The 25219-nt window shown below is 49.8% G+C and carries 23 protein-coding genes and 1 pseudogene; 11 read left to right on the top strand and 13 right to left on the bottom strand.

What is annotated here, in order from left to right; all coding sequences use genetic code 11:
- Positions 1 to 11: 11 nt before the first annotated feature.
- The 6 genes from OSQ85_RS08485 to OSQ85_RS08460 all read left to right on the top strand — a co-directional run bounded on the left by OSQ85_RS08485 (position 12) and on the right by OSQ85_RS08460 (position 6770).
- Positions 12 to 377, top strand: a complete 366-nt coding sequence (locus OSQ85_RS08485; RefSeq protein ID WP_265822424.1) for a TraR/DksA family transcriptional regulator — start codon at positions 12 to 14, stop codon at positions 375 to 377.
- A 187-nt stretch (positions 378 to 564) separates the two neighbouring features.
- On the top strand, positions 565 to 2088 hold the full coding sequence (gpmI, locus tag OSQ85_RS08480) for a 2,3-bisphosphoglycerate-independent phosphoglycerate mutase (RefSeq protein ID WP_265822423.1): 1524 nt from the start codon (positions 565 to 567) through the stop codon (positions 2086 to 2088).
- A 26-nt stretch (positions 2089 to 2114) separates the two neighbouring features.
- Positions 2115 to 2777 (top strand): ComF family protein, encoded by a 663-nt coding sequence (locus OSQ85_RS08475; RefSeq protein WP_265822422.1) that lies wholly within the window; start codon positions 2115 to 2117, stop codon positions 2775 to 2777.
- Between the two features lie 13 nt (positions 2778 to 2790).
- The gene (locus tag OSQ85_RS08470; RefSeq protein ID WP_265822421.1) at positions 2791 to 4440 is read left to right on the top strand and encodes a PAS domain-containing protein; all 1650 of its coding nucleotides are present in this window, start codon (positions 2791 to 2793) and stop codon (positions 4438 to 4440) included.
- 144 nt (positions 4441 to 4584) lie between these two features.
- Positions 4585 to 5580, top strand: coding sequence for a type I glyceraldehyde-3-phosphate dehydrogenase (gene gap, locus OSQ85_RS08465; RefSeq protein ID WP_265822480.1), 996 nt, complete (start codon positions 4585 to 4587; stop codon positions 5578 to 5580).
- A 20-nt stretch (positions 5581 to 5600) separates the two neighbouring features.
- Positions 5601 to 6770, top strand: coding sequence for a phosphoglycerate kinase (locus tag OSQ85_RS08460; RefSeq protein WP_265822420.1), 1170 nt, complete (start codon positions 5601 to 5603; stop codon positions 6768 to 6770).
- A gap of 203 nt (positions 6771 to 6973) precedes the next feature.
- Here OSQ85_RS08460 and OSQ85_RS08455 read toward each other — a convergent pair whose 3' ends face one another.
- Positions 6974 to 7405, bottom strand: coding sequence for a PilZ domain-containing protein (locus tag OSQ85_RS08455; RefSeq protein ID WP_265822419.1), 432 nt, complete (start codon positions 7403 to 7405; stop codon positions 6974 to 6976).
- Positions 7406 to 7479: 74 nt separating this feature from the next.
- On the opposite strand from OSQ85_RS08455, the gene OSQ85_RS08450 reads away from it, so the two are divergent.
- Positions 7480 to 7875 carry a (deoxy)nucleoside triphosphate pyrophosphohydrolase gene (locus tag OSQ85_RS08450; protein WP_265822418.1) on the top strand — a complete coding sequence of 132 codons (396 nt, stop codon included), beginning with the start codon at positions 7480 to 7482 and terminating at the stop codon, positions 7873 to 7875.
- On the opposite strand, the gene OSQ85_RS08445 is transcribed toward OSQ85_RS08450, so the two are convergent.
- Genes OSQ85_RS08445 through OSQ85_RS08420 form a run of 6 tightly spaced genes read right to left on the bottom strand, consistent with a single transcriptional unit; the run spans position 7872 to position 13270 of the window.
- Entirely contained in the window at positions 7872 to 8603 is a 732-nt protein-coding gene (locus OSQ85_RS08445; protein ID WP_265822417.1) for a DUF815 domain-containing protein, read from the bottom strand. The genes OSQ85_RS08450 and OSQ85_RS08445 overlap by 4 nt on opposite strands.
- A complete protein-coding gene (hemB, locus tag OSQ85_RS08440) occupies positions 8603 to 9571 on the bottom strand; it encodes a porphobilinogen synthase (protein ID WP_265822416.1) in 969 nt (322 codons plus the stop codon). The genes OSQ85_RS08445 and hemB overlap by 1 nt, the downstream gene beginning before the upstream one ends.
- 1 nt (position 9572) lies before the next feature.
- Complete coding sequence (locus OSQ85_RS08435) at positions 9573 to 10274, bottom strand: uroporphyrinogen-III synthase (protein ID WP_265822415.1); 702 nt, start codon at positions 10272 to 10274, stop codon at positions 9573 to 9575.
- Positions 10271 to 11191 (bottom strand): hydroxymethylbilane synthase, encoded by a 921-nt coding sequence (gene hemC, locus OSQ85_RS08430; RefSeq protein ID WP_322874095.1) that lies wholly within the window; start codon positions 11189 to 11191, stop codon positions 10271 to 10273. The genes OSQ85_RS08435 and hemC overlap by 4 nt, the downstream gene beginning before the upstream one ends.
- 15 nt (positions 11192 to 11206) lie before the next feature.
- Positions 11207 to 12472 carry a glutamyl-tRNA reductase gene (gene hemA / locus OSQ85_RS08425; protein ID WP_265822414.1) on the bottom strand — a complete coding sequence of 422 codons (1266 nt, stop codon included), beginning with the start codon at positions 12470 to 12472 and terminating at the stop codon, positions 11207 to 11209.
- A gap of 6 nt (positions 12473 to 12478) precedes the next feature.
- Positions 12479 to 13270, bottom strand: a complete 792-nt coding sequence (locus OSQ85_RS08420) for a cytochrome C assembly family protein (protein WP_265822413.1) — start codon at positions 13268 to 13270, stop codon at positions 12479 to 12481.
- A gap of 272 nt (positions 13271 to 13542) precedes the next feature.
- On the opposite strand from OSQ85_RS08420, the gene OSQ85_RS08415 reads away from it, so the two are divergent.
- Together OSQ85_RS08415 and OSQ85_RS08410 are read left to right on the top strand one after the other, a co-directional pair.
- Positions 13543 to 14361, top strand: a complete 819-nt coding sequence (locus OSQ85_RS08415; RefSeq protein WP_265822412.1) for a DUF2156 domain-containing protein — start codon at positions 13543 to 13545, stop codon at positions 14359 to 14361.
- 135 nt (positions 14362 to 14496) lie between these two features.
- The gene (locus OSQ85_RS08410) at positions 14497 to 15462 is read left to right on the top strand and encodes a right-handed parallel beta-helix repeat-containing protein (RefSeq protein ID WP_265822411.1); all 966 of its coding nucleotides are present in this window, start codon (positions 14497 to 14499) and stop codon (positions 15460 to 15462) included.
- Positions 15463 to 15530: 68 nt separating this feature from the next.
- Here OSQ85_RS08410 and OSQ85_RS08405 read toward each other — a convergent pair.
- From OSQ85_RS08405 to OSQ85_RS08380, 6 genes and pseudogenes are all read right to left on the bottom strand, one after another.
- Positions 15531 to 15659: pseudogene (locus OSQ85_RS08405) on the bottom strand (SDR family oxidoreductase); the annotation flags it as partial.
- Complete coding sequence (locus tag OSQ85_RS08400) at positions 15660 to 16847, bottom strand: Fic family protein (protein WP_265822410.1); 1188 nt, start codon at positions 16845 to 16847, stop codon at positions 15660 to 15662. It lies immediately after the preceding pseudogene.
- A gap of 175 nt (positions 16848 to 17022) precedes the next feature.
- The gene (locus OSQ85_RS08395; protein ID WP_265822409.1) at positions 17023 to 17790 is read right to left on the bottom strand and encodes an enoyl-ACP reductase FabI; all 768 of its coding nucleotides are present in this window, start codon (positions 17788 to 17790) and stop codon (positions 17023 to 17025) included.
- 8 nt (positions 17791 to 17798) lie between these two features.
- Positions 17799 to 19130 carry a DNA repair protein RadA gene (gene radA / locus OSQ85_RS08390; RefSeq protein WP_265822408.1) on the bottom strand — a complete coding sequence of 444 codons (1332 nt, stop codon included), beginning with the start codon at positions 19128 to 19130 and terminating at the stop codon, positions 17799 to 17801.
- On the bottom strand, positions 19130 to 20158 hold the full coding sequence (gene ruvB / locus OSQ85_RS08385; protein ID WP_265822407.1) for a Holliday junction branch migration DNA helicase RuvB: 1029 nt from the start codon (positions 20156 to 20158) through the stop codon (positions 19130 to 19132). Before ruvB ends, radA begins: the two co-directional genes overlap by 1 nt.
- 102 nt (positions 20159 to 20260) lie before the next feature.
- On the bottom strand, positions 20261 to 21394 hold the full coding sequence (locus tag OSQ85_RS08380) for an AAA family ATPase (RefSeq protein ID WP_265822406.1): 1134 nt from the start codon (positions 21392 to 21394) through the stop codon (positions 20261 to 20263).
- 420 nt (positions 21395 to 21814) lie between these two features.
- On the opposite strand from OSQ85_RS08380, the gene ilvD reads away from it, so the two are divergent.
- A complete protein-coding gene (gene ilvD, locus OSQ85_RS08375) occupies positions 21815 to 23470 on the top strand; it encodes a dihydroxy-acid dehydratase (protein WP_265822405.1) in 1656 nt (551 codons plus the stop codon).
- Positions 23471 to 23520: 50 nt separating this feature from the next.
- Complete coding sequence (gene ilvB, locus OSQ85_RS08370; protein ID WP_265822404.1) at positions 23521 to 25212, top strand: biosynthetic-type acetolactate synthase large subunit; 1692 nt, start codon at positions 23521 to 23523, stop codon at positions 25210 to 25212.
- Positions 25213 to 25219 lie beyond the last annotated feature (7 nt).

Below are 25219 nucleotides of genomic sequence, written 5' to 3'. Positions count from 1 at the left end.
AGGGTAATGTTATGATGGATGCTGAAAGGTTAAGCTACCATAGACAGAAACTTCTCGATATGAAGAAAGAGCTTATCGAGAAGCTGAACGAGAAGTATAACGAAGCAATAAAGCTTGGTACTGAAGGGGTTCAGGATTCCGCTGACGAGGCTTACAACATCTACAACAAAAACCTCATGCTCGGTAAGGTCGAAACCGATGCGCTTAAACTCAGGCTGGTTGAGCAGGCTCTCCAGCGTATAGCGACCGGAACCTACGGAGTGTGCATCGAGTGCGAGGAGGAGATAGAGCAGAAAAGGCTCGAATATGTCCCCTTCGCCAGATACTGCACCGACTGCAAATCCGAACTGGAAAGAAAGGGTCTCATAAAAATGTAGCATTAATCCGGCAGGGCGGTTATCCGCCTTTGCCGGTGTTTTGTTTTATTTTGACTTGCCGGAAAAAGTCTTTTTCTGTTGCCGTTTTTCCCCGCCTCTATTATCTTAACGCGTGCGCGCATATCGCGAGAATATGGTATTGTTAAAAACATCTGATACCTGTTCATAAGTATTTTAAAGGTGTGCTATGGCAGCAAAACTCATTTTACTGATACTCGACGGCTGGGGCTGCCGTGAAGACAACAGAAACAACGCTGTTTCCCTGTCCCATCCTGCCAATTTCCTCAAGCTAATGAAAACATGCCCTCACACCCTTCTGGATGCCAGTGAGGAGCGGGTAGGGCTGCCCGCCGGGCAGATGGGCAACTCCGAAGTCGGACACACCAACATAGGCGCGGGGCGCATAGTCTATCAGGATTTCCTGAAAATAAGCATGGATGTACGTTCCGGTGTCATAAGGCAGAACACCAATATCAATACATTTTTCGATGACACTCTCAAGGGATCAGGCAGGCTTCACTTCTTCGGCCTGCTTTCAGGCGGCGGAGTACACAGTCACATCGACCACCTGAAAGGTCTGGTGAAAATGGCACAGGACAAAGGGATAAAGCATATCTTCATCCACGCCTTCACAGACGGCAGGGACACCCCCCCGAAAAGCGGCATAGATTACGTCAGGGATATTGAAGCATTCCTTGATGAGACAAAGGCAGGGCGGATTGCCACTGTCTGCGGCAGATATTACGCCATGGACAGGGACAAAAGATGGGACAGGGTGGAGAAGGCCTACAACATGCTCCGCCTCGGCGAAGGGAGGAAGGCTTCATCCGCTGTTAGCGCCGTGCTTGATTCATACGCCGAAGATAAAACCGACGAATTTATACAGCCCTCTGTGATTGAGGGTGTTGACGGAAGGGTAAAGGACGGGGATTTTGTCTTCTTCTATAACTTTCGCGCCGACAGAGCCAGAGAGCTCTGCCTCGCCTTCAATGACCGCAGCTTCGGCGGTTTTGCCCGCAAAGACCACCCCCAGGTAAATTTCATGACCCTCACCAGATATGAAAAAGGCTATGCCTTCCCCGTGGCTTACCCGCCGGAAGAGCTTAATGATATATTCGGCGAGGTCATCAGCAAAAAAGGCTTAAAACAGCTCCGCATAGCAGAAACGGAGAAATACGCCCACGTTACCTACTTCTTCAACGGTGGCAGGGAAACTGTATTCGACGGCGAGGTGAGGGAACTCATTGAATCGCCAAAAGATGTGCCGACTTATGACAAAAAACCTGAGATGAGCGTTTATAAGGTTGCGGAAAAATTCAGGGAAGTTTTCCTGAAAGGTGACATAGATGTGGCGGTAATGAACTTCGCAAATCCTGACATGGTCGGCCATACAGGTGTCGAGGAGGCAGCCGTGAAAGCCTGCCGCGCCGTGGATGAATGCCTCGGTGAGGTAGTCCGCATCGCAGATGAAACAGGCGCTGTGCTTGCCGTCACTGCGGATCACGGGAACTGTGAGCAGATGTGGGACTATGAAAACGATCAGCCCCACACGGCACATACCTTGAATCCTGTACCGTTTATAGTTTATAATTATAAATGCGTACTTCAAAGGGAAAAAGGCAAGCTGGCGGACATAGCGCCGACACTGCTTGACATCATGGGAATAAATCAGCCGGAAGCAATGACCGGAAAGTCGCTTCTGGTGAAATAAATTTATAAAGGGGGCGGGACAGGGAAATGTTTTCTGAGATTTTCCGCCCCGTATGCGCAGGCTGCGGTGAGGATTCGCCCGACGGCATATTCTGCGCCGATTGCAGAGACAGTCTGCGCCATCTGAAAATGTTTTGCAGAACATGCGGGCATCCTCTCAATGTTGATGCGCTGACCTGCGGTTTTTGCCCTTCGCGCCGGTACGACAGGCTGTTTACAGACTATCTGTATTCATCCCCGCTGAAGGAAATGCTGAAAAAAATTAAGTTTGCTTACGGGGTAAGAGGGATTTTTCACCTCGGTGAACTTATAAAACAGCCCGGAGACGTGTTTTCGGTGTATGATATAGTTACACCCGTGCCTTCGCACTTCACGCGGAAATTCCGCAGGATAATTCATCCGGCGGATGTTCTGGCAGAGCACATTGCCTCCCTCAGCGGAAAAAGAGCAGAGAGGCTCATTATCCGCAGAAAAAAGACGGGCTATCAGTGGAAACTGAAAAAGAAACAGAGAATAAGGAACGTGAGCGGGGCTTTCGCACTCAGCGGCGAATGCTCAGGTAAAAAGATCCTCATCGTTGACGACATTTACACAACCGGTTCCACTGTCAACGAGTGCGCCAGGGTTCTCAAAATAAACGGAGCCGAGCTTGTGGACGTTTACGCCTTAAGCTGCTCAGGGTATTATTGATGGAGTTTTTTAGATGAAGATGCTGAACATGCTTGCATCCAACCTTGCCGGTCTGGATTTTCCCATGTTTGCGTATCTGCCGCGTACGGGGAAAATGTACCGCTTGGACGGGGGGAAAACATCACCCATGCCCGTTCCTGAAACTATCAGGCCGGGGCTTGAGGATGAGTCTAAGTCTGTTATATATTTCAGGAAAGGGGACGAAATAATTGTCTTTTTCTTTTTCCGCATTCAGGCGGAAGGGAGCGAGATAATACTTGTCATTCAGGACAGCAAGGGCGGTCAGCGCCCTGCCAGAGTGCTCTCTGTTTTTGCTTCCAAGGCTCTTACCGAGCAAACAGCCCCCGCACCTGAACCTGTTTTCAAAAACTATGCGGCGGACGATACTCTGCGCCGTGAGCTTGAGCGGATGATAGGACGGATAACGGAGCTTGAGATAAGCCTGAGCGAAAAGGATGCGAAACTCCTTGAACTCCAGCGCAGGCTGTTTGTGCAGAACGAGCTTCTGGAAAGAATGGAAAGCGCGGACAGCAAGGATGAGAGCCGCCTTGAAGAAATAATGGAACTGAAAGAACAGATTGTGGCCAAAAACGAGGAGATAGCAAACCTTGAGGCGGAGATACAGTCACTTCATATCGAAGCTGAATCACTCAGCAGCAAGCTGGGCAGCTATGATGATGTTCTTTCTGATAATGATGTAAAGATACACGAGCTTGAGGCCGAGCTTGAAACACAGAGCGAGGAGCTGGTCAAGGCGGAAGACCTGCTAGGCATTGTCAAAACCAGCCGAAACAAGATCAGAAAGCTCATGGACGGACTGCCCATGCCGCTTTTCTCTGTGGATAAACACTATATTGTCAAAAACGTCAACCGTGCTGCGGGGGATTTTGCCGGAAACGGACCCCTGAACGAAATTGTAGGTCAGGAGTGCTACAAGGTTTTCTACGGCTTTGACGCGCCCTGTTCATGGTGCCGCCTTTCTGAAGCTTTGGAAGGAAAGGAAACCACAGAACATATAGATGTATATAAAAAAGATAAGCTTCTCAAGATACAGCAGCAGATGTATCCCGTACCCAATAACGAGGGCGAAGTGGACGAAGCGGGCGAACATCTCTTTGACATGACAGAGCAGTACGAGCTGATAAACTCCCTTGAGAACTACAAAGGGCAGATCAAAAAGTACAAAATGTCAAAACTCAGCGATATTAACGAGATAGAAGAACTTAAAAAGGAATATTCCTCACTGAATGACAGCTACGAGGAGCTCCAGACTAAGTTTCAGAAGATGCGTGTGACTCTTGAGAGGCTGCTCTCGGAAGATAAAATGAACGAGCTTCTGCGCACCAGAAACGAAAATGCGGAACTGCGCAATAAGCTTACCCGTGCGGCCAGCGCGCTGCGTAATTATCAGGTTAATCTGGACGACAGCAAAACCAGATACACCGAGCTGAATAAAAAGACGGTTTACCAGCTTGAAAGGCTGATAAACGTGCTCAATAACAAAACAACCCTCAAACAGCCCGATATGGAACAGAGTTTTGCTTTCATCAACAGCGAGCTTGCCCGCCTTAAACGTGATTATGATAAACTTTGTGGTGGAAAAACAGCCAAAACAAGTGTAAATGTTAGTGACGCCTCGGAAGGCGCGCCGGATGCGGACTGACAGCGTTTTTTACAGAACGCTGTCTCGTTTTCTGCCAAGGCTGCGTTCAGTCTCTGCAGGTGTATAAGGACGGCATGCTGACTCCGTTTTCACGGAGTTTTTCAGTCTGATGTAAAATATTAAAATATATTCAGGAGGCACATGATGGGTGTTAAAATCGGTATCAACGGATTCGGAAGAATCGGACGCTGCGCTTTCAGAGCGATTTTTGAGAGAGGACTTGACGTGGACGTGGTCGCAATAAACGACCTTACAAGCCCCGCGACACTTGCTCACCTTCTTAAATATGACTCTGTACACGGAATTTTCGGTTTCGATGTAAAAGCAGAGGCTGATGCCATCATAGTTAACGGCAAAAGAATAGCCATCAGCGCGGAGAGAGACCCCGCTAACCTTCCCTGGGGCAAGCTCGGTGTTGAAGTGGTTATCGAATCCACAGGTATATTCACCAGCAGGGAGAAAGCCGAACTCCACCTCAAAGCAGGCGCGAAAAAGGTTATTATCTCAGCACCCGCAACAGACCCCGATATAACTCTTGTTATCGGCGTTAACGATGACAAATACGACAAAACCAAACACAACATCATCTCCAACGCTTCATGCACAACCAACTGCCTTGCGCCCGTTGCTAAAGTGCTCAATGACAATTTCGGCATAGAGTCAGGCATTATGACTACTATCCACTCATACACTAACGACCAGCAGATCCTCGATCTTCCCCACAAAGACCTCAGAAGGGCAAGGGCGGCTGCTCTCAGCATGATCCCCACCTCCACAGGCGCAGCGAAGGCTGTAGGGCTGGTTCTTCCTGAGCTTAAGGGCAAACTTACGGGAACTTCCGTTCGTGTCCCCACACCCAACGTATCAATAGTTGACCTTACAGTAAGCCTTAAAAAGTCTGTCACTGTTGAGGAAGTCAACGCTGCAATGAAAAAAGCGGCAGACGAGCTCAAAGGCATCCTCTTCTACAGCGAAGAGCCTCTTGTTTCCATCGACTTTAACGGAAACCCCCACTCATCGATCTTCGATGCAGAGCTTACGACACTCATCGACGGCAAACTGCTTAAGGTTTTCAGCTGGTATGACAACGAATGGGGCTACTCAAACAGGGTTGCCGAACTCGTTACCAAAGTTCTTTAATCCTTCGCGGACAGAACGAAATGGCAAAGAGCATAAAGGATCTTGAATTAAAAGGAAGAAGGCTGTTTATGAGGGTGGATTTCAACATCCCCCTCAAAGACGGCGTGGTTCAGGACGATACGCGCATACGTGAGGCTTTGGAATCCATCAGGTACGCCAAGGACGCAGGGGCAAGGGTTGTTCTCGCCTCCCATCTGGGCAGACCGAAGGGCGAGAAAAATCCGGCGTATTCCCTTGAACCTGTTGCGGAATATATCAGCAAGAACTACTTCCATGTGGATTTCATAGACGACTGCATAGGTGAAAAAGTGCAGCAGGCTGTCGGCAGAATGCGTGACGGTGAAGTTCTGCTTCTTGAAAACCTGCGCTTCTACAAGGGCGAGGAGAAAAACATCCCTGAGTTTACGGCTGAGCTTGCAAAGCTTGCGGATGCTTACGTGAATGATGCCTTCGGCACATGCCACAGAAAGCATGCCTCCGTTTACGGGCTTCCCGAACTTGTTCAGGACAAGGCGGCGGGGTTCCTTGTTGAAAGAGAGATTAAATATTTCGAAAAGCTCCTGAAAAATGCGGACAGACCCTTTGCGGCCATCCTCGGCGGAGCTAAGGTTTCGGACAAGATAGGCGTTATCGAATCCCTGATCGAGCTTACCGACAGAATATTCATTGGCGGTGCTATGGCTTACACCTTCCTCAAATTTAAGGGTGTGAAGACGGGCATCTCTCTTGTTGAGTCTGATCAGGACGAAACTGTGGACAAAATCCTCAGAAAAGCGTCTGAGAAGGGAGTGCAGATCTACCTTCCCGTTGATCATGTGGTTGCGCCTGAATTTAACTCATTATCAGGGATAATCACCGAGGGAGCTGATATAGCTGAGGGAATGATGGGGCTTGATATAGGCCCTAAAACCACTCAGCTGTATATCAAGGCGCTTGATGAGTGCAAAACAGTGCTCTGGAACGGCCCTATGGGCGTATTTGAGAAGGAGCAGTTCTCCAAGGGAACCTTCTCTCTGGCGAGAGCTCTGGGCGACAGCGACGCTGTGGTGGTTGTAGGCGGGGGTGACTCTGTTTCCGCTGCCTGCCAGGCCGGGGTTGCGGACAAGCTGGCGCACATATCCACCGGCGGCGGCGCTTCTCTGGAATATATAGAATTCGGCAAACTGCCCGGAATCGAAATTTTAGGATAAAAAAATAAAGTTTCTGCTTCATTTGCGAAGCAGGTCAAAGTTTTTTAAGAGGTTTTGGGGAAGCTTTTTTCAAAAAGTTTCCCCATTTTTTTGGCTTAATTTACGATAGTTCAGAAACGGCACATCCTGTCCGTTTCTTCTCACGCTCGCGCCTTGCAGGCAAGGCTTCGCTCCGCACGGCGCACTCCCATCCATAGGAGTGTTTACTTTCCGCCGCTGACCTTATCTAAGGCCATGTCGTTGATTTTCTTTTCGTCCCCTTTTTTGATGGAGGTGAACTGGATTCCGCAGAGCTTGTGAGTGCGCCATGCAACACGTCCTTTTATTATGTCGCTGGCGAATAGATCGGCGGTAAGGGGCATATTGGGGCATTTGAGGCAGGCAATCTTCTTCATGGAGTGCTTGTTGCCTATTTCAACCTCTTCCCCTTCGAGCAGGTTATTATTATGGAAAATGCAGAGTCCGCCCGCGCTGTAGTCATGCACACGGGCAATAAAGCATGTGGAGGGTTCTTTCAGCCCTGTTTTTTTATCAGTTTTCAGAATAGTCACGCAGAGTCTGAAACCGCCGGATGCGCGTCTGAAATTTCTTTTGCGCTCACCTTTTCCGATGAGCCCTTTAATTTTATCAAGCATTGTGTGCTAACCTGCAAATATTTATACAATTCTACATGAAATTGTTATAAAATTACAAGACCTCGGAGAAAAAAATGACAGATGTTGCTGCGGCAGTGATTTTTAAAGACAATAAAGTGTTCCTCGCCAGAAGGAAACCCAATCAGAGGCTCGGCGGCTTCTGGGAGTTTCCCGGCGGAAAGATAGAGCAGGGGGAATCCGGCGCTGAGGCAATTATCCGTGAGATAAAAGAGGAGCTTGGTATAAATGTTCAGGTGGGCGGGCTCATCGGCCAGTGCATCCACCATTATGATACATGGTCTATCCGGCTTATTGTTTATGAGTGTGACTGGATTTCAGGCCGCCTCGTCCCCAGAGTTCATGATGACACTGCGTGGGTGGGTGCGGACGAACTTTCTTCATACAGCCTTGCGCCGGCTGATGTCCACTTTGTGGAATCAGTGCGCGCGATAATGCTCAGCCGCGCCTAAGCCTTATCCAACAGCATCTGCACTGCAAACTGTTTTGCTATCCTGCCGCTTCTTCCGCCTCTGTCCATGGCGTAGTTTTCCGCCAGCCTCTGCCAGTCTTCAATATTGAGTCCGAATTTATTAAGATAATGCTCTGCTATTTGTAAATACGGTTCACGGCGCATGGGGTAGAAGCCTATGTTTATGGCGAAGCGCGATTTGAGGGAGATCTTTTCGTTCTCTTCGTCACGGTCATAGATGTCGTTTGTGTCTGCCGCTTTATCCGGAACCATGTGGCGCATGTTTGACGTTGCCACTATCATGCAGTTTGACGGGCGCTTCTCCAGTCCGCCTTCGAGGATGGATTTGAAACGTCTGAAAAGAACATCATTCCTGTCGAATGAAATGTCGTCAAAGTAGATTATATAATAGTGCTTAGGGTCTCTGCGGATGGTGGAGTTGAGGGCGTGGAGCTCGTCTATGTCTTCCTGACGGAATTCCACAGCGCGCAGCCCCGCTTCATGATACTCGGTGAGGAGCATTTTTATAATGGACGACTTGCCCGCCCCTCTTTCGCCCCAGAGGAGCATATCAAGGTGAGCTCCTCCGGAAACAAACGATCGTATATTCTTTTCCGCCGCTTCAATCTGGTTTTCCAGACCAACAAGGTCTGTGCGGTAAACCGAGTCCATATCCTCTATGGTATCAAGCGCACCGTTTCTCCATCTGAAAGCGCGTACTCCGTTCATTAAAGCAGCCTTGCCGCGTCTTTGGCAAAGTAGGTGAGAATGAGCTTGGCGCCTGCTCTTTTCATGGAGAGCAGAGACTCAAACATCACTCTTTCATAGTCAAGCCAGCCTCTCTGAGCGGCGGCATGTATCATGGCGTATTCACCGCTTACGTTATATGCGGCGATTGGTTTGTCAAAGTTGTCAGCAAGTTCGCGTATTATATCCAGATAAGGCAGTCCGGGTTTAACCATGAGGATGTCCGCACCCTCCTCAACATCCGTCATTGCCTCTCGCAGAGCCTCACGCCTGTTTGCCGGGTCCATCTGGTAGGTTTTGCGGTCGCCGAATGCGGGGGTGCTTTCCGCAGCCTCACGGAAGGGGCCGTAAAAAGCGGAGCTGTATTTGACGGCGTAGCTCATTATGGGAATATTGTGGTAGCCGTTGCAGTCCAGAATGTCCCTGATGGTGATTATGCGTCCGTCCATCATGTCGCTGGGGGCAACCATATCTGCGCCCGCCTCGGCGTGGCTGAGGGCTTCAAGGGCGAGATATTTCAGGGTTTCGTCATTGTCCACATCGTTATTTTTTATTATTCCGCAGTGACCGTGGTCGGTGTATTCGCACATGCAGACATCTGTTATCACGTACATTTCAGGCACTTCGTGCTTTATGGCTCTTATGGCGTTCTGGATAATGCCGTGTTTGTCATAAGCCTGTGACCCCTCGGCGTCCTTATGCTGGGGGATTCCGAAAAGGATTACAGAGGGAACGCCCAGTGCCTTGAGTTTCTGACATTCGGTGACAATGTGCTCTATGCTCATCTGGTAAACACCGGGCATTGAGGAGATCTCCTTCTTGATGCCTTCACCTTCGGCAACAAAAAGAGGGTAGATCAGATCATCAACGGAAACCTGATTCTCTCTCACCATTCTTCTTATTGCGGGGTTGCTTCTGAGTCTTCTGCCTCTGTCTATGGGGAATGCCATGTCAAACTCCTTTGTAAAGATTAGCTGTAAGCTCCGTCATGCCTTCTATGGTCTGCACCTGAGGGTAAACGGATTCGTGCCCTCTCTCCTTGAGATACTGCCACGTGGTTTTCCCTATACTGACAAGGGTGACCTCGTTAAGGTTCTCTGTCTGCGCCAGAAGGCTTTCTGCGGCGCTTGGGGCGGTGAGGGTTATTATATCTATGCCGTTTTCTTTTATATATCTGTCAACGTAGCCTTTTTCATATATGACCGGAGATGTTTTGTAGGTGCTTATCTTATCCACCTCGGCCCCCCGCTCTTCAAGGTATCCGCAGAGATCCCCCGCGCGCTTCTCCGCACCGGGCGAGAGAACTTTCATCCCCTTCACCTCGATTTCGGAAAACATGCGGATAAGTCCCTCAGCGGAAAATTCATCCGGCACACCGTCCGGCGTTATGCCGTATTCCTGAAGCTTTTTCGCGGTTTTTGTGCCGACTGCCACTGTATAGCGGAACTTCACCCTGCCGAAATGCTGCGCAAAGGTTTCCACCGATACGGGGCTGGTGAACACTGCCACGTCATAATCCTTATCAGGGATCGGTGCACCCGTCGGAACTGTCTCAATCAGCGGGAGAGAGAAGACCTGAAAGCCTTCCTTCTCAAGGAGCCTGACAAGCTCCGCCGACTGGCTTTTCTGTCTGGTTACAAGAACCTGTCTCATTTTGAGTATATTTCGTCCAGAATTTCTTTTCCGCCTGCGGCGAGTATTGATTCCGCGAGTTCGTAGCCTATTTCCGCAGCGTCGTTCACGCTGCCTTTGTTCTCGGCTTCGATGTATGTTTCGCCTATAAGATCGGAAACAAGGCCTTTCATTATGATGCGGTCGCCTTCTATAACGGAATGTCCGGCTATGGGGGCCTGACATCCGCCCTCAAGCCTTCTGAGGAAGGTTCTTTCGCATCTTACCCTTGTTTCTGTGGGTTCGTGGCGGAGGAAGTCAAGGAGCTTCTTGCTCTCAGTGTCATCACTGCGGACTTCTATGCCGAGAATCCCCTGACAAACGGCGGGGAGCATGTCCTCAACGGAGATCACGTCTGTCACCCTGTCGTGGTATTCAAGACGCACAAGCCCCGCACGGGCAAGGATTATCGCATCATATTCCCCGTCATCAAGCTTTCTCAGGCGGGTGTTCACATTGCCTCTGAGGTCTTTTATCTCAAGATCGGGGCGGAGGCGGGCAAGCTGAACCTTCCTGCGGAGGCTGCTTGTGCCGACTACTGCGTTCTGAGGGAGATCGGCTATTGTTTTGTATTTTACTGAGACGAAAGCGTCCTCCGGAGTTTCCCCTTCGGGGCTTGCGTAAAGCTCCAGCCCTTCGGGAAGGAGCATCGGGACATCCTTCATACTGTGCACGGCTATATCTGCCTCATTTTCAAGCAGAGCGGTCTCTATCTCTTTCACGAAGAGCCCCTTGCCGCCTATTTTGGCCAGAGGCACATCGAGTATTTTGTCACCCTGAGTTTTGATTACAAGGAGTTCGCATTCTACCTTGTGCTCCTTCTCAAGCAGAGCCTTGATGTGATTGGCCTGCCACAGAGCGAGCATGCTTCCCCTTGTTGCGATTCTTACTTTTTTCATTATCTATCCCCTGATTTATTCTTTTAAGTCGAAAATAATTTTTACTGCTTCATCAAGGCTGTAGCGCTCCTTGCCGGGAGCCAGATCCTTGAGATTGTTAAGTGGGGTGTGCAGAACCTTGTTCATAAAAGCGCTGAGGAGGTATTCCAGCTTCCTGCGTTCGCCTGCGTCTGCGACCTTGAACTTGTCGCAGAAGCGGTCAAGCTCCAGCATGCGCTTTTCATCAAAGCTTTCACGCAGGGCTTTTATCACGGGCACAATCTTCATGGATTCAACCCAGCGGTAAAAGTCCGCCACGCCTGTTTCGATGTATTCCATAGCCTTCACGGCCTCTTTCTGGCGGAGTTTTTTGTTTGATTCCACCACGGCCTTAAGGTCGTCTATGTCGTAAACATATGCGTTCTCGATGTCCGCCACGGCGGGGTCAATGTCTCTGGGTACTGCTATATCTATAAAGAACATGGGTTTGTGCTTGCGCTTGATCATAACGGGCTTTATGTCGGCCGCTTCGATCATATAGCCGCTTGCCCCGGTGGAGGAGAGCACTATATCCGCATGGCTGAGTTCCTCACGGAACTGATCAAGCGGAACAGCTTTTCCGCCGACTTCCGCTGCGAGTTTTTCCGCCTTTTCAAATGTTCTGTTTGTGACCGTTATCCCTCCGATGTCTGCACCCCGGAGGTGTTTACAGGCTATCTCGCACATTTCGCCCGCGCCTACCACGAGTGCGTGCTTGTCCTCAAGGCTGCCGAAGATTTTGGAGGCAAGCTCAACAGCGGCTGAGCTGACAGAGACGGGATTATCGCCTATGCCTGTATTGGTTCTGACCTTTTTTGTGGTTTTGATAACGAATTCTTCCAGCTTGCGGATGAATGTTTTCGCCGCACCGAATTTTCGGGAGTTTTCGAAAGCGTCCTTCACCTGACCGAAGATCTGCGGCTCGCCCATCACCAGCGAGTCCAGCCCGCCTGCCACACGGAAAATGTGACGCACGGATTCCTCACCGCAGTGGATATAGGTGTATTTCTGGAGAATACTGCGGTCGATTTTGCATTGTTCAGCTATGATTTTGAGAACGCTGTCCACGTTACAGAGAAAATCGTCAGTGACTATGTAATATTCCACCCTGTTGCAGGTGGAGATCACCATCGCCTCGTATATTCTGTCATTCTGGAGGATGTCGCCGTAAAGCTCCTCCAGCACCGCTTCGGCGACTGCCAAAGTCTCCCGCACCTCAACAGGGGCGGTATTATGATTAAGTCCTACAACTGCCAACTGCATCTATATTCAGCCCATGAGAAAAAACGCGACACCGGCGTATGTCACTACGACGGAAATAAAACCCGCCAGAGTGGAGTAAGCGGTGCTTCTAGGCGTCATGCCTCTGTATTTTTTTAGATATGTTATCAGGCCGAATATCACCCATGTGATAACGGCGAAGATCATTTTAGGAAGAATTGAGCCTATCCGCTCAGGCTCGTAAATCATCCAGACGAAGCCTGAGATCAGCCCTACGCTGAAAAAGTAAAACCCAAGAATAAGGTTTACCGCGGTCAGGCGGTCGATCTGGTTCAGCGGCGGGAAACGCTTGAAGATTATCCCGAAGTTTTTGCGCTTGAGCTCTCTCTCCTGCAAAAAGTACATAATACTGGCAACTGTGGCGAACATGAAGAACGCTGTGCCGATCACGGTGAAGGGCAGGTGGATAAGAAGCCATATGCTGCTTATTCCCGCTGCGTCCTTAGGTGCGGCGGAAGGCAGCACCAAGACCAGCGCGCCCAGTATGATCACTATCGGGAATATGAAAAGCCCCAGAAGAGGCCGCCTGTATTTCATAAACAATATCAGGTAAATAAGGGTAAGCGTCATGGAGACCATGGCAAAAAGATCGCCAAGGGAATATGACGGGAAATGACCGAAATGCTTCCAGTGGGTGGCTATACTCCCCATGAAAAGGAGAAATGCCAGCACAGCGAACAGATTTGTCAGGTGCTGTAGGTATCTGCTCCCCAGAAAAAGATAAAGCGTAATATGTATAAAAGCGAGGATCGCCGCGCCCAGAGCAAAATCAAAGTGCATTTTTTCTCCTGCTTAAGCCAATGATTCGTAAGGTACAAAAATTATCCTGTTTTGTGAAGCCCGAATATTATTATATAAAATTTTCCCGCTTGCGTAAGCTTTTATTTTAACCGGCGTGTTTTATTCGTATTCGCCGCGGAATGAGGCTTGCCTGATCCGCTGTTTTTCCTGCCGTAAATTATGTTAATATTATTTCCCATTGAAAGAGGACAGTCCTTGTAGTATTTTCATCTGCTATGACTTGGGAAAAAATAAACTTACATCATAAAGACGTGCTTTACGAAAGATTCCGGAATATATCGGAACCTCTTTCCGAATATACCTTTGCAAACATTTTCCTTTTCAGGGGAACCCACGAATATGAAATAGGCCGGAACGGCGAGCCTGTCATAAAGGGGAAAACCTATGACGGGAAAACTTACATTCAGCCTGTTAACAGCATTCAGGCCTATTCAAAGGAAAAGCTCCTTGAACTCCAGAAAGATGCGGAGTTTTTCTTCCCCGTGTCGGAAGAGTGTCTGGCACTGCTTGATCCTGCAACAATAGAATATACCAGCGATGAGGCCGACTCTGACTATATATACACCAGAGAAAAAATGGCCACCTACGCCGGACGCAAACTGCACAAGAAGCGCAACCTTATGAAACAGTTCCGTGAGGAATATGCCGGAACCAGCCGCCCCATATGCGGCGAGGTGAAGGAGGATGCGCTCTATATCCTTGAAAAATGGCAGGAACAGGCGGATCTCCCGAAGGAGCAGACAGACTACAGAGCCTGTCTGGAGGCGCTGACCCACTGCGAGGAGCTTGTGCTCTGCGGGGAAATATACTACGCCGACGGCAGACCGTGCGGGTTTATTCTGGGTGAGGAACTCAACTCGGACACCTATGTTATGCACTTTGCCAAAGGGCTGGTGGATTTCAAAGGAGTTTATCAGTACATTTTCAACGAGTTTGCAAACCACCTTCCCGAAAAATATAAGTATATCAACTTCGAGCAGGATATGGGCAAGGAAAGCCTGCGCCAGTCAAAACGGAGCTACCTGCCTGATCTGCTCCTCAAAAAGTACAGGGTAAGGTTCAAGGGTTAGAGATCAGGGTACATACCCGTTATTTTTTCTTATTAAATCCAAGAAGTGTTAAATACTGTCACATAGTGGCCGTTTTCTCCATGTATTATCCGTCATCGCCCTATTCAAATAGGTGCTGATTTAAGGAGGAGAAAGATGGCTGAAACGCTTATTCAGAACAGAAGGCTTATTGAGGCAGACAGGACAGCGGTAATACCCGCTGAAGGGGAACTCCTGTACGCAACCGACACAAAGAGACTGTACATCGGTGACGGAACCACGGCAGGCGGTATCCCTGTGGGGGGTACATCATTTATTACGGAGGACATGACGCTGAATGTGCCTTCCGACTACGCAGACATCAACGAGGCGCTGAACTATCTGGCATCATTCAGAATCAAAAATACGGCAACAGTCACGATACAGGTGGCTGACGGTGTGTATACCTACACGGAAACGATACTTGTGAACCATCCCGATGCGCAGTTCATAAGAATCATCGGAAACGAGAGTGACCCGGACGCTTGTGAGATAAAAAACCCGCTGCAGACGTATATCATTCTTGTTGAAAGATGCAATCTCGGCTACCTCGGCGGGTTTAAGCTCAACGGCGCAGCGGATCCGGTTAACTATCCTGAAGGAGTTGGCGTAGAAAGGCGCGGACTGAGGGTCTTTTTCAATGCAAGTGCAATAATCGGCAATATGTCGGTTGTTAATTGCCATTACGGAATTCAGGTTTATATGAGCTCAGTGATACGCGGTACCAATGTCGCTCTGAATTTTAATTCATATTCAGGGGCAATTATTCAGCACAATTCAACTGCGTTATTTGACGGCTCCTGTTCATTTAGCAATAACTCGTTTGCTGGGGTACATCTTTCAACTAATGCAGCTTTTCAGATTCTTAGTGAAGGTACGCAAATAAGCAACAATTCTGAGTACGGTATATATGTTATAAGCAACTCTGTAGCCTCTCTTACACATATCACGGCAACAGGGAATACTAAAAAAGATGTTTATGTTTCCGGCGCCGGCTACGCAAGGATTACATCGTCTACGTATGGGACACTGTCTCCGGCTCTCAATGCAATCGGTAACGGTAATTCCATTATAACCGGCTGATATTTTCTGAAACAAAAAAAGCCGCCTCAAAAGGGCGGCTTTCTGCTGTATTTTAAAAACTTTTTTTTTCAGATTCCGATAACGTTGTACCCGCAGTCAACATGCAGTGTTTCACCTGTGATCATCTTTGAAAGATCGCTTGCGAGGAATGCCGCGGTATCTCCCACGTCTTCGATGGTCACGTTCTGGTTCAGGGGCTAGAGATCAGGGTACACGCCAGGAAGCCAGTACTTGAGCACCTTGTACGGGAATCCCAGACGGACTTTACCCTTTGGGGTTTCAGATGTCAGGATGCCTTCCGAAACAAGTTCGCTTATTATTTTGCTGCTGCTTGCGGCTGACATATCCAAAATATCGGCGGCGTTCCCTCTGCTGAACTCTCCCATAATCAGTGCTTCTTTCAGCAGTCTGAACGCTTTTTTATGCATTCTCCCTTTTGAGGCTTCGTTTCTGCAGTAAAACTCAATCCTTTCCAGAAGTTCGGTCAGTTTAAGCAGAGATGCCATAAACTCTGTCTGGTCTATGCACTGCTCCAGAAAATATATGCAGAAATCCTGTAACCCGATCAGCGAGAGTGAGCCGCGCCCGTCAAGATCTCCCTTGCGGTCGGAGTCCGCATATGCGAGCATTTCCTTGTATTTGGCTGAAGTTCGGGCAAGACCCCGTGATACAGACCAGAGGCTGCTGCCTATGCCGATCTCTTTCAGATACGCATGACTGAAAAGCCTTGCGGTACGTCCGTTGCCGTCAAGAAAAGGGTGTATCCAGAGCAGTCTGTGGTGGCTTGCCGCTGCTGCTGCCACCTGTTCGTGCCGTCCGAGTTTTTCGGGGTTATAAACAGCTACAAATCTTTCAATGAACGCGGGCACATCTTCAAAAGGCACAGCCACATGCCGCCCGACCTTCACATCCCTCTTTCTGTATTCACCGGGAATAACCGGAATCTTTTCTTCCGTTTCAGGGTCACTGACATATCGCAGTTCTTCAGGAAGCCTGCTGTAAAATTCTCCGTGAACCCAGCGGATAAACTCGCCAGATGTTGTTTTTGCAGGCTGCTCTGCTCTGTCTATCCTTTCCTGAACATAAATATGCGCCGCAGCCTCAAGCTGGAGACTGCGCTTTTCAGGCTCATTTGAATAATCCCTGTTAAGCGCTTTCTCTATATCCACCGGATGTGTGTAGTGCCCTTCTATCAGGTTGCTGTAATAGCAGTTCATGGAACGGACAAGAGCGCCTATGGAGCCCTGCACAACGGGGTTAAGAGCGCTGTTGAGCGCCGCTGCCCTCTCTCTGAGAACTGAGGCGAGGTTATCTATTTCACGTCTTTTTTCAGGACTTCTGCCATCCTGAAGAGGCATTGCAGGTTCCATATATTCAGGGCGCATCGTACCTCCTTGTGTGTGTTAAATCAGAGATCTTTTTACTCTTTATGATCCTGATTATATAAGGGTTATGATCGTTATTCAATAGATTTAATCAGAGATCTTTTCAGAGATCTTCTGAAACAAAAAAAGCCGCCTCAAAAGGGCGGCTTTCTGCTGTATTAAAAAAACTTTTTTTTCAGATTCCGATAACGTTGTACCCGCAGTCAACATGCAGTGTTTCACCTGTGATCATCTTTGAAAGATCGCTGGCGAGGAATGCCGCAGTATCTCCCACGTCTTCGATGGTTACGTTCTGGTGCAGGGGTGAGCGTTCCTCAATGTGGGCGAGGATGTTCTTGAACCCGCCTATGCCGGATGCGGCAAGGGTTTTGATGGGGCCTGCGGAGATGCTGTTTATCCTTATCTTCTTCACGCCGAGGTCGCATGAAAGGTAGCGTGTGGAGCATTCCAGAGCCGCTTTTGCAACACCCATGAGGTTGTAGTTGGTCACAACCTTTTCCGCACCGTAGTAGGAGAGGTTGATCACGCTGCCCCATTCGTTCATTATGGGTTCCGCAGCCTTGCAGAGCGCAACGAGTGAATAGGCGCTTATGTCCATGGAGAGCCTGAAGGCATCCCTTGTGGTGTCGATGTAGCGTCCTTTAAGCGCTTCGCCGGGGGCGTATGCTATGGAGTGGATGAGTATGTCTATATTGCCGAAGTCTCTGGCGATAATGCCGAAGGCCTTTTCTATATCTTCATCACATGTCACGTCACAGGGGACACAGAGCTTCGCGCCGAGTTCTTCCGCAATGGGAACCACTCTTGATTCAAGCTTTTCGCCTGCGTAGGAGACCGCAAGTTCCGCCCCTTCTTCCTTAAATTTTTTAGCAATGCCGTAAGCTATGCTTTTGTTGTTGGCAATGCCGAAGATAAGAGCCTTTTTTCCTGTCAGTAAGCCCATGTTTCCTCCTAGAATTTGTCAAGAAAGTCTGAAATATTTTTAACTGGGATTATATCAAGTTTTCCGTCAAAGTCTATCTTTTCGGGGAGATATGCGCGCTTTACACCAAATTTGACCGCCTCGGTCAATCTGTTTTTGATGTTGGCAACATTCCTTGTCTCCCCCGTCAGTCCTACTTCTCCGACGAAAATTGTATCTGTCCGAACGGGTTTTTCCCTGAATGAGGAAATTATCGCCGCGCACACCGCCAGGTCGGCGGAGGTTTCCGTTATCTTTATTCCGCCTGCAATATTCAGGTAGATGTCCGATGCGCCGAGGTTCAGCCCGCCCTTTTTGTCAAGAACAGCGATCAGCATGTTCAGCCTGTTGGTGTCAAAGCCGTTTGCGTTGCGGCGGGAAAACTGAAAGTAGGTGGGTGTCACAAGTGCCTGTAATTCCACAAGAAACGCTCTCGTTCCCTCCATCACGGGTACAAGCACCTTGCCCGCCGCGTCCGACTGGGTGCTGCCAAGCAGTCCGCCGTCCGGACATTCCAGAAGCCCCTGACTGCTCATCTCAAACAGTCCGACCTCGTTTGTGGGGCCGAAGCGGTTTTTGACCGAGCGGAGGATTCTTATCCCTCTGGAATAGTCCCCTTCGAAGTAAAGCACTGTGTCCACAAGGTGTTCCAGAACCTTTGGCCCTGCGATATATCCGTCCTTGGTAACCTGACCGACGATCAGGGTTGTTATTCCTTTCTGCTTCGCCGCCTCAACCATGCGGTAGGTGACATGCTTCACCTGTCCCACTGTGCCGGGGGCGGAGTTAAGCTCCTCCGAGGCGATGGTCTGCACCGAGTCCGCCACTATGTAGGCGAACTTGTCCCTGTCCGCCGCTGTGAGTATGTCCTCAAGCGAGTTTGTGGCGAGGATTGAGAGATTGTCTGTCGCTATGCCCAGCCTTTCGGCGCGCATTTTTATCTGTGAGGGGGATTCCTCGCCGGATGCGTAAAGTATCTTTGCGCCCCTTGTGCCGAGGATTCCCGCTACCTGAAGCATGATTGTTGATTTTCCTATGCCCGGCTCACCGCCCACAAGGACAACGGAGCCCTTCACGAAGCCGCCGCCCAGAACCTGATCAAGCTCGCCGATTCCGGTCTTTGTGCGGTCAACCTCAAGCCCTTTTATGGAACCGAGGAGAAGGGGCTGAACATCTCTTACCTTGGAGGAAGATGCTGTCTCGTCCTGAGGCATCTCCTCCACATAACTGCTCCATGCGCCGCATTCGGGGCATTTGCCTATCCATTTCGGGGAGACGCTGCCGCAGCTCTGGCAGATATATACTGATTTTTTCTTAGCCATTATTCACCGAGGAAATCATCAATGGTCAGCCCGCTGCGGGGTTCCATGTGAAGGTGTTCATAGGCAAGGCGGGTGGCAACCCTGCCTCTTGGGGTCTTTTTGACGAAGCCTTTATATATGAGGTACGGTTCTATGACATCCTCTATGGTGTCTTTTTCTTCAGAGAGTGTTGCGGCAAGGGTTTCAAGCCCCACTGGGCCGCCTTCGTATTTTTCGATTATGGCTTTCAGGAATCCTCTGTCTGACGCGTCCAGCCCCTCATTGTCAATTTCCAGACGCAGAAGTCCCTCGCGGGCTATCTCCAGATCTACCAGTCCGTTATTAAGCACATCGGCAAAATCGCGCACACGGCGGAGGATGCGGTGGGCGATACGGGGGGTTCCCCTGCTTCTGCGGGCTATCTCAAGTGCGGCTGCGTATTCTGTTTTGAGGTTGAGTATTCTTGATGCTCTGGTGATTATTGTGGCGAGGTTCTCCTCATCATAAAACTCAAGGCGCATGATGACCCCGAAGCGGTCACGCAGGGGTGAGGTGAGAAGCCCCGCACGGGTGGTTGCGCCCACAAGGGTGAAGCTTTGCAGATCAACCTTAATTGTTCTCGCCGCAGGTCCCTGACCTATTATAATGTCCAGCTTGAAGTCCTCCATAGCCGGATAGAGGATCTCCTCCACGTTGGAGTGCAGGCGGTGGATTTCGTCGATGAAAAGAACATCCCCCTCCTGCAGGTTGGTGAGAATGGCGGCGAGATCCCCCGCCTTTTCTATGACGGGGCCTGAGGTGGAGTTTATGTTTACCCCAAGCTCGCTTGCGATAATGTAGGCGAGGGTTGTTTTTCCCAGCCCCGGCGGGCCGTAAAACAGGCAGTGGTCTAGGCTCTGACCTCTCTGCTTGGCGGCCTGAACGAATATGCGCAGGTTTTCCTTGACCTTATGCTGGCCGATGTAGTCGTCCAGTCTTTGCGGACGTATGTGGCTGGTGAGGGTGTCCTCATCGAATTTATCTTTGGAGAAAATGCTGTCTGAATCCATGACAAAACAATATCAGGACTGTCCGCAAATTGCAAAGGGGTTGTTACGGGCGGAGGCGGGGCGGACAAAAGATTACCTCCCTGCGCAGGGGTTCAGAGCTTGTTAAGAATAGTTTCTGCGCAGATAATCTTCAAAAACCTTGTCAACAAGGGTATAAATATCAGCGTCCCTATGCACTAAATCCTCATTCAAGAGAGCCTTCAATGCAGACTGCAATGTGGCTGCGGAAGGCAGACTGTGCCTTCTGATGTAGTACTGCGCGAAAGGCTGTTTTGTGTTTTCACGTGCCAGTGCGGTCAGCAGGTTTCGCTGCGCTGATGCCAGAGGCTTAAGGTATGATTCCTCGAAAACGGTCTTTTCGCTCTCAAGCAGATCCTGATATGCGGCTATAAGGCTTTCCCTCGTAACTGCTTTGTCAGACAGATTAAATGTCAGCATTCCCAGCTTTTGTACATAAAATGTGTGTCTGTGGGCAAGCCGCACCAGCTCACAGGCTAGTTCTGCCTCGCAGAGAACGCCGCTGTGTTCAAACTGCTCTTTTATCCAATGTGACAGCTCATTTTCTGCTATTTTTTCCAGAGGGTAGCTCATTGCCATTTTATAAAACGGGCGCTTGCGCTCATTGAACATATCAGAAAGAATACGCCTTCTGCTGCCCACAAAGAAGAATGATGCACTGGTTTCCTGCATATATGTCCGCAGCAGAGCCTCAATCTTTGCCGAATCCCGCAGTGATGTAACCTCCTGAAACTCATCGATAAAAATATTCAGGGGGCTTCCTGCGCTTTGTGAAAATATTTTTAATGACTCAAGCACATCTTCCAGAAGCTCAAAGCCTGTTTTTCCGGATACGCTCAGCAATGTAAGGGACACGCTGCCTGTGAGGGGGTCTGTCTGAACGGCGGGGCGGAATGACTTAATGAGGCTCACTGCCTTTCTGTAGAGCGGCTCATGTTTTTTTGTTTCGCTGAAAACCGCCTTTGCCAGCCGTGCGGCTATATCTTCCACGGAAAAAACACTGAGGAAATCCGCCTTTACGGTAACTGCGCCTGATTTGTGCAGTCTTTCCTGCACCCTGTTCACAAGTGAGGTTTTGCCCTCTCTTCTGGGCGAATAGATGACAACGCTTGTTCCGCTGTATCCGTAGTTTTCAAGCTCCTTAAGCTCCCTGACCCTGTTGCAGAATGGGGCTTCCGGCGGCAGAACTTTAAGGTAGAACGGATTCTTTCTCAGCATGGCAAACCTCTTATGTCTGAGTCTAATTTATTATTAAAAAAAGAGCAAGCTTATTATGGCAGTATCATTATGATATTATAGTTATGATGTTATCATAATACATTTGAGGTTTGAAACGGCGAAGTCACAGGAGCATATGCGGGCTGCCTCACACCCGTTTTCATTGTCATGAATCCTCCGTTGTAAGGCATCTGTTTCATCAGTACATTCCATATTTGATATTGTAATCAACCCTGTTCAGACTTATTATCTCTAAAACTGCATAAACACCGTTTTACAGCTTGATCAAGCATAGGTGTTGTGCTATTGTTACTGCTTAACAATGTTTAGCCTCCCTGAAGTCAGAGAGGGGCGCAAACCTTCACAAGGCCTTGAAACCGCAGGGTTTTTAAGGCTTTTTTCTACATTAAGGAGAGCCTAATGCGAAGCGACAGAGTGAAAAAAGGTCTGGACAGAGCCCCTGCACGCGCGCTGATGTACGGCGCGGGCGTTCCCAAAAGCAGCATGGAAAGACCGCACATCGGCATCTGCTCCAGTTTCACCGACCTTATACCCGGACACACCGGGATGAGAGACCTAGAGCGTTTCATTGACAAAGGCATTCACACGGGCGGAGGGCACGGTTTTATTTTCTGCGTGCCGGGAATTTGCGATGGTATTTCCATGGGGCATACAGGCATGCACTACAGCCTCCCTTCCAGAGATGCAATCGCTGATATGATCGAGTGCGTGGTGGAAGCCCACGCTCTGGACGGAGTGGTTTTCCTCTCCAACTGCGATAAAATCACCCCCGGTATGCTCATGGCTGCCGCAAGGCTTAATGTTCCTTCAATCGTTGTCACCGCGGGGCCTATGCTCGGCGGCTCATGGCGCATGAAGAGGCGCTCCTTCATCACAGACAGTTTCGAGGCTATGGCTCAGTGCCGCGCGGGAAAAATCAGTGCGGAGGAGATGGACGGGCTTGAAATGAACGCATGCCCCGGTCAGGGCGCCTGTCAGGGGCTTTTCACCGCAAACACTATGGCATGTCTCACAGAGGCCATGGGAATGAGCCTTCCCGGATGCGGAACAGGAATTGCCGGTTCCGGCAACAAACGCAGAATCGCCTTTGAATCGGGCGTGCAGATATGCGAGCTGGTAAGGCAGGACATCAAACCCAGAGATATTATGAATGAAAAGGCGTTCAACAACGCAGTGAAGATGGATCTCGCCCTCGGCGGCTCCACAAACACCACTCTTCACCTTCCCGCAATAGCTTACGAAGCGGGTGTTGAGCTTAACCTTGATACTTTTGATAAATTCAGCAAATCCACGCCGCACATAACAAGCATCAACCCCGGCGGCGAATTTTATATGGAAGATGTTGACGCGGCGGGCGGAATCCCCGCTTTCCAGAAACGCCTTAAGCCTCTGCTTGAGGACAATATAACCGTAAGCTGCAAAACAGTTTACGAAATAGCCGACAAGGCGCAGATCTTCGATGAGGATATAGTGCGCCCGCTGGACAACCCTTATCACAAGGAAGGCGGAATCGCTGTCCTGAAAGGGAACATAGCGCCGAACGGCTGTGTTGTGAAACAGTCTGCCGTAAATGAGGACATGCTTGTTTTCAGCGGTAAAGCAAAAGTATTCGACAGCGAGGAGGCGGCTATGGCTGCCATCCACGCAGGTAAAATAGTTAACGGTGATGTTGTTGTCATCCGTTACGAAGGCCCCAAAGGCGGGCCGGGCATGCGTGAAATGCTTGCCCCCACCGCCGCCATCATGGGTATGGGGCTTAACAGAGTCACGCTTATTACAGACGGACGCTTCTCCGGCGGCACAAGGGGACCCTGCATAGGGCATATCTCCCCCGAAGCGGCGGAAGGCGGCATTATAGCGTTAGTTGAAGACGGGGATGTGATAAACATCAATATCCCGGAGAGAGGTATCGGTCTCGCCGTTTCCGAAGAAGAGCTTAGGAGACGGCAGGCCGGTTGGGTCAAACCCGAACCGAAAATCAAGCACGGCTACCTGCTGAAATACGCTAAGGGTGTTTCAAGTGCGGCAGACGGCGCCATCTTCAAAAGGGACTGAACCGTTTATCTAACCTTGTAATAGTTTTGTAATACTCAGGAGATTTTAAAATGCCGATCACCGGAGCGGAAATATTAGTTAAAGCCCTGCATGAGGAGGGAGCCGATCTTATATTCGGCTACCCCGGCGGAGTGCTTTTAGGGATATACGACAAACTCTTCGACGCGGATTTGCTCCACGTCCTTCCCCGCCACGAACAGGGCGGCATACACGCAGCGGAAGGCTTTGCCAGAGCAACAGGCAAGGTCGGCGTATGCTTCGGGACATCAGGCCCCGGCGCCACCAACCTTGTTACGGGAATAGCCAACGCCTATATGGATTCTATCCCCCTTGTGGTTTTCACGGGGCAGGTCTCCACAAATCTCATAGGCGGAGATGCGTTTCAGGAAGCGGACATAGTGGGGATTACACGTCCCATAGTCAAGCACAGCTATCTGGTAAACGATGTCAGAGACATGGCGGCAACCATAAAAGAGGCGTTCTACATAGCCAGAACAGGCCGACCCGGCCCCGTTGTGGTGGATCTGCCCAAGGATGTCGTGAATGCCAAGGCTGAGTTCAACTGGGATAAAGAGATAAGCCTTCCCGGCTACAGCCCCAATACCAAAGGGCATCCGGGACAGATACGCAAAATGCTCAGGCTCCTCGAAGGTGCGAAGAAACCGATCATCCTTTCAGGCGGCGGTGTTACCCTTGCCAATGCGGCGGATGAGCTTAAACAGCTTGCGGAGATAACCGGCGTTCCTGTTATAACCACCTTCCTCGGCCTCGGCTCATTCCCCGGAACCCATCCACAGAGCGTGGGCTGGCTGGGAATGCACGGCAACAAAGCCTCAAATATGGCAATAACCGAGGCGGACTATATAATAGCCGTCGGGACAAGGTTCTCTGATCGCTCAACAGGCAAGCTCAGCGGCTTTGCCCCCCATGCGAAGATAGCCCATATTGACGTTGACCCCGCATCGATAAGCAAAAATGTTCCCGTTGAAATCCCCATAGTAGGGGACTGCAAAATCGTTCTCGCTCAGGCACTGGAAGAGGTTAAAAACTTCGGATGGGACAAGCACAAAGCGGAAAGGAAAGAGTGGCAGGCGAAGATCGATGCATGGAACAAAGAACAGCCTTTTTCATACACTTTTTCGGATAAAGTCATAAAGCCCCAGTATGTTGTGGAACAGATCTACAATGTTACCAAGGGTGATGCCATTATCTGCACGGAAGTCGGCCAGCACCAGATGTGGGCGGGTCAGTTCTATAAGTTTGACCGTCCGCGCCAGTTCATCTCCTCCGGCGGCCTCGGCACTATGGGCTTCGGTTTTCCCGCTGCCATAGGCGCAAAGATGGGCATGCCCGATAAAGAGGTTTTCGACATAGCGGGAGACGGCAGCTTCCTTATGAACATACAGGAGATGACCACCGCCGTTCAGTACAGAGTCGGCGTTAAGGTGGCCATACTCAACAACTTCTTCCTCGGAATGGTGAGGCAGTGGCAGCAGATGTTCTTTGACAAACGCTACAGCAGCACATGCCTTGAATGCCAGCCGGATTTTGTGAAGCTGGCAGAGGCGTTCGGCTGCGTGGGTCTGCGCGCTGAGAAACCCTCAGAGGTGGAGGATGTCCTCCGTGAATCCCTGAAGATCAAGAATCTTCCGGTAATAATGGACTTCCGTGTGGACAGAGAGGAAAACGTTTTCCCCATGGTTCCCGCCGGAGCCTCTAACAATGAAATGCTTTTCAGGTAAGGGGGCA

It is taken from the genome of Geovibrio ferrireducens, assembly GCF_026226615.1.
GTDB classification, from domain to species: domain Bacteria; phylum Chrysiogenota; class Deferribacteres; order Deferribacterales; family Geovibrionaceae; genus Geovibrio; species Geovibrio ferrireducens.
The sequence above is the reverse complement of the archived record's forward strand: the minus strand, read 5'-3'. Positions and strand labels throughout refer to the sequence as shown.